General features: G+C 32.8%; 12 protein-coding genes. 3 read left to right on the forward strand and 9 right to left on the reverse strand.

What is annotated here, in order from left to right:
• Positions 1 to 125 precede the first annotated feature (125 nt).
• From BN4220_RS00575 to trxB, 5 genes are all read right to left on the reverse strand, one after another.
• Positions 126 to 590, reverse strand: a complete 465-nt coding sequence (locus BN4220_RS00575) for a chemotaxis protein CheW (protein WP_066712050.1) — start codon at positions 588 to 590, stop codon at positions 126 to 128.
• Positions 591 to 608: 18 nt separating this feature from the next.
• A protein-coding gene (gene prfB, locus BN4220_RS00580) for a peptide chain release factor 2 (RefSeq protein WP_197467868.1) occupies positions 609 to 1,731 on the reverse strand; the annotation gives its coding sequence in 2 pieces (ribosomal slippage) (positions 609 to 1,658 and positions 1,660 to 1,731; 1,122 coding nt in all).
• A gap of 156 nt (positions 1,732 to 1,887) precedes the next feature.
• On the reverse strand, positions 1,888 to 4,458 hold the full coding sequence (gene secA, locus BN4220_RS00585; RefSeq protein ID WP_066712054.1) for a preprotein translocase subunit SecA: 2,571 nt from the start codon (positions 4,456 to 4,458) through the stop codon (positions 1,888 to 1,890).
• A 257-nt stretch (positions 4,459 to 4,715) separates the two neighbouring features.
• A complete protein-coding gene (gene raiA, locus BN4220_RS00590; protein ID WP_066712056.1) occupies positions 4,716 to 5,243 on the reverse strand; it encodes a ribosome hibernation-promoting factor, HPF/YfiA family in 528 nt (175 codons plus the stop codon).
• 882 nt (positions 5,244 to 6,125) lie between these two features.
• On the reverse strand, positions 6,126 to 7,055 hold the full coding sequence (gene trxB / locus BN4220_RS00595; protein WP_066712058.1) for a thioredoxin-disulfide reductase: 930 nt from the start codon (positions 7,053 to 7,055) through the stop codon (positions 6,126 to 6,128).
• A 493-nt stretch (positions 7,056 to 7,548) separates the two neighbouring features.
• On the opposite strand from trxB, the gene BN4220_RS19665 reads away from it, so the two are divergent.
• Positions 7,549 to 7,725 (forward strand): YjfB family protein, encoded by a 177-nt coding sequence (locus BN4220_RS19665; protein ID WP_082811925.1) that lies wholly within the window; start codon positions 7,549 to 7,551, stop codon positions 7,723 to 7,725.
• 298 nt (positions 7,726 to 8,023) lie between these two features.
• Here the strand turns inward: BN4220_RS19665 and BN4220_RS00600 are convergent, their stop codons facing one another.
• Positions 8,024 to 9,025 carry a CPBP family intramembrane glutamic endopeptidase gene (locus BN4220_RS00600; protein WP_197467869.1) on the reverse strand — a complete coding sequence of 334 codons (1,002 nt, stop codon included), beginning with the start codon at positions 9,023 to 9,025 and terminating at the stop codon, positions 8,024 to 8,026.
• 343 nt (positions 9,026 to 9,368) lie between these two features.
• Here BN4220_RS00600 and BN4220_RS00605 point away from each other — a divergent pair, with 343 nt between their 5' ends.
• Together BN4220_RS00605 and BN4220_RS00610 are read left to right on the forward strand one after the other, a co-directional pair.
• Positions 9,369 to 10,085, forward strand: coding sequence for an acyl-[acyl-carrier-protein] thioesterase (locus BN4220_RS00605; RefSeq protein WP_066712060.1), 717 nt, complete (start codon positions 9,369 to 9,371; stop codon positions 10,083 to 10,085).
• Positions 10,086 to 10,087: 2 nt separating this feature from the next.
• Positions 10,088 to 10,960, forward strand: coding sequence for a CvfB family protein (locus BN4220_RS00610; RefSeq protein ID WP_066712062.1), 873 nt, complete (start codon positions 10,088 to 10,090; stop codon positions 10,958 to 10,960).
• Between the two features lie 219 nt (positions 10,961 to 11,179).
• On the opposite strand, the gene BN4220_RS00615 is transcribed toward BN4220_RS00610, so the two are convergent.
• Genes BN4220_RS00615 through BN4220_RS00625 form a run of 3 tightly spaced genes read right to left on the reverse strand, consistent with a single transcriptional unit; the run spans position 11,180 to position 13,269 of the window.
• Positions 11,180 to 11,581, reverse strand: a complete 402-nt coding sequence (locus BN4220_RS00615; RefSeq protein WP_066712063.1) for a flagellar protein — start codon at positions 11,579 to 11,581, stop codon at positions 11,180 to 11,182.
• Positions 11,582 to 11,593: 12 nt separating this feature from the next.
• Positions 11,594 to 12,328: a ComF family protein gene (locus tag BN4220_RS00620; RefSeq protein WP_148401671.1), complete on the reverse strand. Its 735-nt coding sequence runs from the start codon at positions 12,326 to 12,328 to the stop codon at positions 11,594 to 11,596.
• Between the two features lie 14 nt (positions 12,329 to 12,342).
• Positions 12,343 to 13,269: a nucleotidyltransferase family protein gene (locus tag BN4220_RS00625; protein WP_066712066.1), complete on the reverse strand. Its 927-nt coding sequence runs from the start codon at positions 13,267 to 13,269 to the stop codon at positions 12,343 to 12,345.
• Positions 13,270 to 13,294: the final 25 nt, after the last annotated feature.

Here is a 13,294-nt window from a genome sequence, read left to right on the forward strand (position 1 = left end):
AACGAAATCATTGATCCTATACAAATTATTCTTATATTAATTATTCTAATATTAATTATATTTATATTAATACAACTTAATTTACTTAAATTTAATATCGAATCCTAATCTACCACTGAATCCGATTAAACAAGCTGTTTCTCCACTAAAGCCGTAATAGAGTTATGCTCTGCTGCATTAAGAATGCCATCATGATCCAATAAAATAACCATTCTACCACCTATGTTAGCAACCGCTTTTGAATATGCAGTTTTCTCGCTTTTTACGATCACTGGTACTTCACTTAATTGCTTTTCCCCAATTTCTACGATTTCATGTACAAAATCTACTTGAAATCCAATTAGCATGCCCTTAGATCTCGTAACAATTAGCTGAGAACCATTACTTCCTTGCTTAGGCAATCCAAATTTAACGCGTAAGCTATAAACAGGAATGACATCACCTCTTAAGTTTAAGATGCCTAAGATATATTCCGGAGCATTTGGAACAGGTACAACTCCAGTGTATGTTTCGATTGCATTTACAAGCATAATATCAAAACCATACTCCTCATCCCCCAATTTAAAAATTACCTGCTTTGTTGCTTCCATATCTTCCTCCTCCTGGCCTTACTCTTTATTGTTGTCTGTTGTATTAATCCATTTTAAATAAGCATTAATAAATGGATCAATGTTACCATCCAATACACTAAGAGCATTGGCAACCTCTGCATTCATTCTATGGTCTTTTACCATAGTGTAAGGCTGTAGTACATATGAACGAATCTGATTTCCGAAATTAATATCTTTCACTTCTCCACGAATTCCAGATTCTTTCGCTTGGTTTTCTTCTTGCTTTTTCAAATACAATTTTGCCTTTAACATCTGCATTGCTTTGTCTTTGTTTTGAAATTGGGATCTTTCATTCTGACATTGCACTACAATTCCTGTTGGTAAATGAGTAATACGAATCGCTGAAGATGTTTTATTAACGTGCTGACCACCTGCACCACTAGAACGATACGTATCAATACGTAAATCATCATCATTGATTTCGATATCAATATCCTCTTCAATATCAGGCATGACATCGCAAGAAACGAAGGAAGTTTGTCTTTTACCAGCCGCATTAAATGGAGAAATACGAACCAATCGATGCACCCCACGCTCCGATTTTAAATGTCCATATGCATTCATTCCATTGATCTGCATAGTAATTGACTTATACCCGGCTTCTTCACCATCTAAAAAGTCAAGAATCTCAGTAGTATATCCTTTTTTATCTGCCCATCTTTGATACATACGTGCTAACATACTTGCCCAATCACAGCTTTCTGTACCGCCTGCACCTGCATGTAATGTAAGAATTGCATTATCTTTATCATATTCACCAGAGAGTAAAGTATCTAATCTTAATTCTTCAAACTCTTCGATAAAATGGTCCATTTCTTCTTGAATTTCAGGAATTAAGGTCGGATCGTTTTCTTCATAACCCATTTCAATTAAGGTTTTTATATCATCAAATTGTTGCTTGATGCCGTTATAATGAGCTAATACATCCTTTAAATTCTTTAATTCCTTCATATAAGCTTGTGACTTTTCTGTGGAATCCCAGAAGTTTGGTTCCTCCATGATTCCTTCAATTTCCTCAATCCTCAGCTGTTTATTTGCGAGGTCAAAGTGAATCCCTCACTTCGATTAGAGGTTTCTCATAGGTACCAAGTGTATATTTAAATTGGTCTAATTCAACCACTGCTCTCACCTCTTGTCATATAAATTTACACCTATTTTATAACAGATATTTTAATATATTTATTACTAACAAAAATGTTAGACTACATTAACGCACTTAAATAGAAAGTTGAAAAATATAAAATTTTTCAACTTCTATAAGTTCCGCTTTTAAATTCTACGCATTCTTTCCACAGCAGTATTTATATTTCTTACCACTACCGCATGGACAAGGATCATTTGGCTGAACCTTCTTCGCAGTTCTACGAACTGGTGCTTTCGCAACGGATTCATCTTTGTTTGTTCCAGTTACCTTAGCAACCTCTTCACGTTCTACTTTAATTTCAATACGAACATGCATTAATGCTTTTACTGTATCTTCTGCAATTGCAGTAATCATAGCATCAAACATATCAAATCCCATAAATTTAAACTCTGTTAATGGGTCCTTTTGTCCATATGCTTGTAAGCTAATTCCTTGACGTAACTGATCCATATCATCGATATGATCCATCCACTTACGGTCAATTACTCTTAATAAAATAACACGTTCGATTTCTCTTAACGCTTCTTTTTCTGGGAACTCTGCTTCTTTTGCTTCATAGAATTTTACTGCATCTTCTTTTAATTGCTGTAAAAGTTCATTCTTCTTCATATGCTTAAGCTGTTCACTTGTTAATTGGATTGGCTCAAGTGGAATAATAGGAAGAAGTAAGCTATTAAGTTCTACTAAATCCCAATCTTCAGGTATTTGATCATCACTAATACATGTATTTACGCAGTTTTCAACAGTATCTGTAATCATCTTAAAGATAGCGTCTCTCATGCTTTCGCCATCAAGAACCTTTCTTCTTTCTGCATAAATAATTTCTCTCTGATCATTATTTACCTGGTCATATTCTAATAAGTTCTTACGAATACCAAAGTTGTTATCTTCAATCTTCTTCTGAGCTTTTTCAATTGCACTACTTAACATCTTATGTTGAATTTGTTCTCCCTCAGGCATACCAAGAGATTTAAACATTGTCATTAAACGTTCAGAACCAAACAAACGCATTAAATCGTCTTCAAGTGAAATATAGAATTGAGATTCACCAGGATCACCTTGACGACCAGCACGACCACGTAACTGATTATCAATACGTCTAGATTCATGACGCTCTGTACCAATGATTTTTAAACCACCAAGTTCAAGAACACCTTCACCAAGCTTAATATCAGTACCACGGCCAGCCATATTTGTTGCAATTGTTACCGCTCCTTTTTGACCAGCATCCGCAATGATTTCAGCCTCTAATTCATGGAATTTAGCATTCAATACCTTGTGAGGTACATTTTTCTTCTTTAAAAGTGCGCTGATTTCTTCGGATGCTTCAATTGTAATTGTACCAACTAAAACTGGCTGACCAACTTCATGAGCACTTACGATGGCATCTACAACTGCCTTTAATTTCTCAGCCTTTGTACGGTAAACAGCATCTTCTTTATCAATACGCGCTACTGGACGGTTTGTTGGAACTTCAACAACGTCCATACCATAGATTTCTCTAAATTCTTTTTCTTCTGTAAGTGCAGTACCAGTCATACCACATTTCTTATCGTATTTGTTAAAGAAATTCTGGAACGTAATTGTTGCAAGAGTTTTACTTTCTCTCTTAACCATTACATGCTCTTTTGCCTCAATCGCTTGGTGTAAACCATCAGAATATCTTCTACCAGGCATAATACGTCCTGTAAAATCATCTACGATTAAAACTTCATCATCCTTAACAACATAATCTTTATCTCTCGCCATTAAGTTATGAGCACGTAACGCTAAAATAATATTATGTTGGATTTCTAAGTTTTCAGGATCTGCAAGATTTTCTAATTTAAAGAAACGTTCTACTTTTTCCACACCATCTGCAGTTAAAGTAACGTTTTTATCTTTTTCATTAACAATAAAATCACCAGTCTCTTCTACATCTTCTTTCATAAGAGCTGCCATTTTAGTAAGTTCTGTGGATTCACCACGAACCATTTGTCTTGCTAAAATATCGCATGCCTGATATAAGCTTGTAGACTTACCGCTCTGACCGGAAATAATTAATGGTGTTCTTGCCTCATCGATTAATACGGAGTCAACCTCATCGATAATTGCAAAATGTAAATCACGCATTACTAAATTCTTTTTATATATAACCATGTTATCACGAAGATAATCAAAGCCTAATTCATTATTTGTAGCATAGGTAATATCACAAGAATACGCTTCTCTACGTTGCTCACTATCCATGCTATTAAGAATACAACCTACCTTTAATCCAAGGAATTCATGCACTTGTCCCATCCACTCAGCATCACGTTTTGCTAAGTAATCATTTACAGTTACAATGTGAACACCTTTTTCCTCCAAAGCGTTAAGATATGCAGGGAATGTTGATACTAATGTTTTACCTTCACCTGTACGCATTTCTGAGATTCTTCCTTGATGAAGAATAATTCCACCAATAAGCTGTGTACGATACGCTCTTTGTCCAAGTGTTCTCTTAGCAGACTCTCTAACTACTGCAAATGCTTCTACTAAAAGATCATCCAGAGTTTCCCCATCCTTTAAACGCTTTTTGAATTCAGTCGTTTTATTTCTCAATTCATCGTCTGTCAGTTTCTCCATAGAAGGCTCTAAATTTTCAATCTTATCTACCAAAGGATAAATAAGTTTTAATTCTCTTTCACTATGAGTACCAAAAATCTTTGTAAAAATTCCCATGACGTTTTCACTCCTAACATCTCTTCATCGCTTTATATTAATCTATATAAACGAATCTTCTCGACTTATACTAATCTATATAAACGAATCTTCTCGCATTTTAATACCTATCTATTGTAACATTTACTATTCTACTATTCAACATAATTTTACTAATCTTTGATTTACAACAAAAAACTGACTCCTACGCATTATTTAAAAAACATATTATGCATAAGAATCAGTTCACTTAACTTATTCACTTAAATGATTAAACTCTAGAATTCTGGTTCAATTAATCCATAAGAATTACCTTTACGTTTATAAACTACATTCACTTCATCTGTCTCCGCATTACGGAATACAAAAAAGCTATGTCCAAGCAATTCCATCTGTACACAAGCTTCCTCTGTATCCATTGGTTTCATCGCAAATTTCTTCACTCTCTTAATGTTAATACTTTCATCTTCAGTATTATCATCATCAATAAATGCCTGATTAAAATTTATAGACGCTTGTTTTTGATCAATCAACTTATTTTTATATTTTCTTAATTGTCTTTCAATGATTTCTTCAACCATATCAATCGATACATACATATCATTGCTTACTTGTTCGGCTCGAATAATATTTCCCTTAACTGGAATAGTTACCTCTATTTTTTGTCTGTCCTTTTCAACACTTAGTGTAATATGGAGTTCAGTCTCTGGTGTAAAATATTTCTCTAATTTACCTATTTTTTCGTATATCGCACCTTTGAGTCCTTCTGTCACATCAATATTTTTACCGCTAATTATATAACGCATATTGCCCAACTCCTTCTCGTCTGAATTTAGCATCAATTTCTTCTGCTGTCACCATTATAACATAATTGTTAATTATCAGCAAGTATTAATTTTTATTATCAATTGTAACTACAAATTCTAAATATATCATCTATTTTCGGCATTAAGCATATCATAGCTCTAATTAGTACATGTCCTTACTAGCTTTCTTCTTAATATTCCCTATGATTTTACTGTCGAAGTATAGATAATCCTGGAAAACTTTTTCTCCTTATACTACTAGAATATTCTTTATTTCATTTATTTATACTTTAATTCGACAATATTATGACAATTGCCAGCATATTTCTATCTTTTTTCCGACAATAGATTTGTCAAGTACTTCTATTTAAAAAAATGGTCGTTTTAGTGAATTTATCACAAATGACAAAACAAACATTCGAACAGAAAATGATTTTCCTTAAACTACTAATGTGGTTATTAACTGTGGATAATGTGGATAACTTTGTGTATAACTTCTTTTGATTAGAAAAATAGGCTTTCTCATTGTGGATAACTTTAATACAAACTTGGGATAAATTATTGGCCATTTTCGAAATATAATAAAGCTTTTCCTCTATTTTGTGCATTATGTATAGATTGTACAATGTCAATAGGCTTTTTGACAACATCTAATTTTCCACCATTTTAAATATATTCCTACAATTATCTGAATGTATCAACAGCTTTAGTCAGTGATACCCAACATTATTTCCCTTATTTGTAAGAAAAAAGGACCACTGTATCTAACATACAGCAGTCCTTTTTTATGATAAATATGTTCCTATAAATTCAATTGTGTGAATAACTTAGCTTATTGTCGTATAACTTGTTTTATAAATATAAGCTTTTATTGCTACTAAATTAGCCAACGGAATTTAAATATCTCTCAACCGAAGTTATTGCATTCGCACCATCGGATGCAGCGGTAATGATCTGTCTTAATTCCTTTGTACGGATATCCCCTGCAGCGTAAACACCAGGTACATTAGTTTCGCACATTTCATCTGCGATAATATATCCTTGTTTATTGGTTGCAACTGTATCTACAAATAACTGTGAATTAGGAATCATACCAACCGCTACGAATACACCATCTACTTCAATTTCAGATTGCTTATTTTCCACAATATCACTAACTACGAGGCCTTCTACTTTCTCATTACCTTTGATCTCATCAACCACATGATTCCATAGAATTGTAACATTTTCAAACTGATTTAATCTTGTTGATAAAGTCTTAGCAGCACGGAATTCATCTCTTCTATGAATTACATATACTTTCTTACAAATTCTCGCTAAGAAAATAGCATCTTCTACTGCAACGTCACCGCCACCTACAACAGCTACGGTACGATTTCTAAAGAATGCACCATCACAAGTTGCACAATAAGAAACTCCCATGCCTGAAAACTCAGCTTCACCTTTTACATTAAGCTTTCTGTAAACAGCACCTGTAGAGATGATTGCTGTCTTTGCGTAGTGCTCGTCTCCATTTTCTAACACTACTTTTTTAAGATTATCCTCTACTGCGAATTCTTTCACTTCACCTATAATATGTTTTGCACCTAAATGATCACTATGTTCTCTAAATTTCATACCTAAATCAAACCCATTGATGCCTGGAAATCCAGGATAATTATCAACTTCATAAGTATTAATAATCTGTCCACCACTCATTGGTGCCTTTTCTACTACAATTGTATCTAACTCTGCTCTAGCTGCATATATGCTTGCAGTAAGACCTGCAGGGCCAGAACCGATAATCATTAAATCATGAATTTTTTTATCCATAACAATACCCTTTTATTAACCTGCCATTTAAAAGTTGAAAGAATACTATGTTTGTTACACAAATATATTTGGCAGACCTTTCTTTTTTATATTTTCCTTCAACCCTGCCTTTAAAATGTCTTATGAACATTCTGGCAATTAATTTTGTGAAGGTATTTTCCTTCACATCTTTATGTTACTTAGCGGCATCTTAATATAATTCAAAATACCTAGCTTACATTTTATTAAAAATGTAGTTATTTCCATTTATAACTGATATAATAATATTAGCATATAAAAATAAGCATTTACAATACTACTTATTTTATATGACGTCGCTAAAGCAATTTGACGGTACAGAATATGCACCTTTTTATTAGAAGCTATTATACAACTTCTAATAAATATATACGGAACTAATTAATGTTCCTATAGCTATTATAGCAAACAAATGACATAATATGCAAGGGAACATGTTCTTTACGATAATTTGAGTACAAAAGGAGGCATTTCAATGGACATAGCAGCGTTATCCATGAGCTTAAGCCAAGCAAATCTTATGCAATCCGTTAGCACATCCGTTCTTTCCATGAATTTAGATACCGTGGAAGAATCCAGTGATGCAATGATTAAAATGATGGAACAGTCCGTATCCCCTAATTTAGGGCAATCGGTAGATATTAAACTGTAAACATTTTAAAGGTTGTGTATAAAGAAGTAAGGTTTTCTATTATAAGGATTTAAAAAGATACTTGTATTTAAGAAGCTGAATTTATCTTCTTTTATCAATATCTAAAAAGTTGCTTATATTAAGAAGCCGAATTTATCTTCTTTTATTAATCTCTAAAAAGTTGTTTATATTAAGAAGATGGGTGTATCTTCTTTTCTAAATCTAAAAAAGTTGCTTATAAAAGAAGCAGAAATCATCTTCTTTTATAAGCAACTTTTTTCATTAAAATCTTTATTAATAATCTATCTTTCTAATCAATCTATGCTTTTATAATCCCTCGAACGATAAGTTCATTCAATACCATGCTTACAATACATATTGCCATCCCGATATATAGGGGTACAAAATACTGAAAGTTTTTCTTTGCAAAAAAACGTTCTTCACGGTCTCTGTGCTCTCTTTGGAAGATTGCTTTTACATGATCCCAACGATTTGCATTGATTGCTATGGTTCGATACACTAAGAAAGCTAAGATACCGCAAACTAACGCGATCACACCATAACTTGCTATTACACTTCCTAAAGTATAATCACTTACAGCAGCGCTAGCACTATCCATGATTTCATTGACATTAAAATTATTGCCACCTACTGCATTCTCAATCATTGTAATCATAGAACTGTCACCACTTGCTACTGCGCTATTATACATTTGTTCTAGATATTTTATAAACTTTGGATATAAATAAAGTAATACCACTGAATTTCCATTGATTATAAAATGGATAATCATTGTTGAAACAATAGAATCTGTAGCTTCAATTACAAAAGCAAACACAATTCCCATGGCAAATGCATAGGTAAACTGATTTAAATTTCCATGCAGAATACCAAATAAAAATGCACTTAAGAATATTGCAGCTAATTTATTATGTCTGGAATATTCATTATAAATAACACCACGGTATACGGACTCTTCAAATAAACAAGGTATGAAGGCAACGGTAAACAATGATATTAAAAACGGACTATTATCTGCAATGGAAGTCATAACATCTGTTGTTGTGTCTACAGCATACAACTGTGAAAGTGCATTAATAAAAGTCATAACAGGTAATAATAAAAAGGTAAATACAATGATTAACACAACATTAGCTGGTCGAACCTTTTTAAAACGAACTGCTTCTTTATACTTGATTCGACTCGTTATTAAATAAACTAGAGATGGGATAATAATAAGAAGCTGTGATACTATTAATAATTGAGTGTTTGTATGGACAAACTTCTCGAAAGGTATCAGACCTGAACTCGATATCATCATTATTAATACTGTACATAAAAATACATAATTGATTTTCTTAACTCTTTGCATATGAACTTAGTGAGACATATGGTTTAATGCAACATCTCTCACTAATACCTCCTTTCTTAATGAACAAAAATGTGCTTTATATATTCTCGTCATTTTTACTGACTTACGCAGTTCCTACCTCTGTATATTGAATCTATCTAAGGATTCAATAAGTCATTTGTCAATTATATCAAATTACTGTACTCTTTTCTACCAAAATGTAGATTATAAATATATATTTTTTTTTATAAAATCATGCTATAATAAAGGGAACCTGCATTATGAAAGGTATAATCTAAGGAGGCGATGATAGATGTACAGTTTTAAGAGCAGAGTAAGATATAGCGAAATCGCTCAGAATAGGTATATGGATTTATCTTCTATTATAAATTATTTCCAAGATTGTTCAACATTTCAATCGGAAGATATCGGACTAGGCGTAGATGTATTACATACGCAGAATCGTGTATGGATGGTTAGTTCATGGCAAATAATTGTGAATCGTTATCCAAAACTCGGAGAAAATATAACAGTAGGTACATGGGCTTATGATTTCTCCAGCATGTATGGATATCGAAATTTTATTATTTACGATGAGAATGGACAAGTTGCCGCTGTTGCAAATTCCATTTGGATACTAATTGATACCAATACAGGGAAACCTACAAAAGTTTTAGAAGAAAATGCAGCGCCATATGGAAAAGAAGAAAAATTTGATATGGAGTATGCTGATCGTAAAATCCCATTACCACAATCATTAGATCCGAAAGATTCCTTCCTCGTAGTAAAATCCAATATTGATACCAATATGCATGTCAATAATTGTGAATATATAAAAATGGCAGAAGAATATTTACCGGATGATTTTATTATTTACCAAATGCGCGCCGATTATAAAAAGTCAGCAGTCTTAGGTGATACCATTTTCCCATTTGTTTCTTATCAGGACAATTTATGTACTGTTGTATTAGCAGATGAATCCAAACGCCCATATGTTGTAATCGAATTTACACAAAGAAAGGACACATAAAAATGATATTATTAGGAAAAAAACAAACACTTCAAGTAGTGCAAACTACTGACTTCGGTGTTTACCTTGCCGGTGGTAACGAAGAAGACAAATATACGAGAAAGAAGAGCGTTGCTGATCTACCGATTAGCAAGGTACTACTTCCAAAAAATCAACTAAAGCCAAATACAAACATTGGCGATACTTACGAGGTTTTTATATATAAAGATTCCGAAGATCGTCCAATTGCCACAACAACGATACCTCCACTTGAACTAGATGGTTTTGCGCTTCTAACTGTAAAAGAGGTATCCACAATTGGTGCTTTTTTAGATTGGGGACTTGCAAAAGATTTATTACTCCCTTTTAAAGAGCAAACCTACAAAGTAAATGTAGGAGATTCCGTCTTAGTAAAATTATATATTGATAAAAGTAAGCGCTTATGTGCTACAATGAAAATTTATGATGTTTTACGTACAGATTCTGAGTATAAACGTGATGACATCGTTCATGGAACTGTTTATGAAATTATCGATGCATTTGGCGCATTTGTTGCAGTTGATAATTGTTATTCTGCTCTTATCCCTAAAAACGAACTATTTCATACCGTAAAACCAGGGGATCAAATAGAAGCTCGTGTGGTATTAGTTCATGAAGATGGCAAGCTTACCTTAAGCCTCCGTCAAAAAGCATATTTACAAATGGATGATGATTGCAACCTCATCTATGAAAAATTAGTAGCTGCAGATGGCTTCTTACCTTATCACGATAAAAGTGATGCTGAAGAAATTAAAAAAGAATTTAATCTTAGCAAAAATGCTTTTAAGCGTGCCATTGGTCATTTAATGAAAAATGGAAAAATTGAAATTATGGATTCTGGTATTAAGTTAAAATAACCATTCTGCATTTCATTGAATTATTAAAAGTATAGTATCAATATTATATTTTTAATAGGATTCAGATGTTATCTATTCTGTTAAGATAATCTTAAATCTAATGATCCAAAGTAAATACATCAGACTAAAAAAGCTGTTTTAACATAGCCTTTTATAAGTGTTCCACATAAGTATCGAAAATGGAACACTTATAAAATTAACTATGTCAAAACAGCTTTATTACTGATCTAAAAATCGCATTCTTGCACTATCTTTTAGATTCTTTCTTGCTTCTTCTGCGGGTTCTTTATAGATATTCCCTAATTTATTTAACATCTTGTCTTTGCAATTCTTACAAAAACGTCCAGTTCGAATCATGGTACCACAATTCTCACATTCAAGCCCAACCAAAGAATCATCTGAAAATGCCAATCTTTCTTCTCTCACCCATTTTTTTAATTGGCCGACGGAAACATCATTTTCCTCAGAAACTTGCTGAATACTAGCGCCTGGATTTTCATAGATATATTCTTTTACAATGGAATACTTATCGTCTAGTTTCTTCATACAGGCTGGACAAAGAGAGGGACCGCTTAAATAATTAAATAATTTACCGCATTCTTTACAATTTCTTACATCCATACTAACTCCTCCTTAGTAGCCCTTTCCGATGCATACTGTCATAAAATAAACTTCGTCTATTTCTATGTTTTTTAAAACCTTTGCACATACATCGATCGTAGCTCCAGTTGTATAAATATCATCGATAAGCATTACTCGTTTAAGTTTTGTATTTTCTCTTTTATTAAGATACTCATCTGATATTGCAAAGGCGTTCTTCAAATTTTTAACCCGTTCTTTATCATCTAAGAGCTTTTGTGGTGTTGTATATTTATTCCGAATAAGTATATTGTTTATCACAGGTATGTTCAGAGATTTTGATATACCATTTGCAATCAATTCTGCTTGATTAAATCCTCTTTGTTTATACTTATCATAATGAATTGGAATCGGGATCAATGCATCTGGCGCAATCTCACTTACCCATGCACCATATCTTAAAAGCAATTCTTCAATATAAAAATCTGCGTATTCTTTTTTTCCATGAAACTTAAATTCACTCATAGAATGTTTCATTGTTTCATCATACTCAAATAAAGAATATCCCTTCTCATATGAAAACTTCTTTTTCGTACAATCAAAACAATACTCTAATTCCTCATCCACAATCGCCTTACTGCATTTCTTACAACGTGGTTCTTTTATGTATATGAGTTTTCCCTTACACGAAGGACATATCTTGTTCCCTTTCGGTAAGACAATATCTGCACATACTGGACATCGCCTTGGATAAATAAAATCACATATAACCTCTAAAATACTCCCCATAAGCATTTTACTAATTATTTATCTTGAAATAATTTAGCTGGATACTTACCTTCTGCAACTAAAGAATTGATAGAATTAACTACAAGTTCTTTATCTTCTTTGTATGTTACACCAAACCATTTATCGTTTGTTTTTAATACTTTTACAGTAGCTCTTTCTTCACGTAGCATTTTACCTACTACTTCTGGAAGGAGATATTCTGCCTTAATCTCTTCTGCAGAAATTCCTTTTAGGAATTCAACAAATCCTGTTTCTAATTCATTAAGGAAGTTTGGTGTGAATCCCCACATATTCATAGAAACTGAGCTATTAAGATCTAATGTAACTTTCTCACCAGCACCATTTTTACCAACTGCTACATCACCTTCACGTTCAATAGCAAATGTTTCTTCAACGCTTGTTAAGAATTGATTGTCATCAACCTTGCAAACTCCTCTTGTTACAATACCATTATCACTTAATGTATTGCCAAGAACAAATCCTGCCATACAATAATTTTTATCGTTAGAACTTACATCTGCGTTTGCTAAATAATCATGTACTTTAACAAATGCTTCTTTTCCATAATAATCATCTGCATTAATTACTGCAAATGGCTCTTTGATTACATCTTTACAACAAAGAACTGCCTGTCCAGTTCCCCAAGGCTTAACACGTTCTTCTGGTTTTGTAAAACCATTTGGTAGTGCATCTAATTCCTGATATACATATTCTACTTCGATTTGTTTTTCAATACGATTTCCTATAATTTCTTTGAAATCTTTCTCAAGGTCTCGACGAATAATAAACACTACTTTGTCAAACCCAGCTTGAATTGCATCATAAATGGAATAATCCATAATGATTTCACCACTTGGTCCAACATGCTCTAATTGTTTAATTCCTCCACCATAACGGCTGCCAATACCTGCTGCCATAATTACTAATGCTGTTTTATTCATAATCTTTCCCCTTTGATTTATTTTG

This window comes from Clostridium sp. Marseille-P299, from assembly GCF_900078195.1.
GTDB lineage: Bacteria > Bacillota > Clostridia > Lachnospirales > Lachnospiraceae > Lachnoclostridium.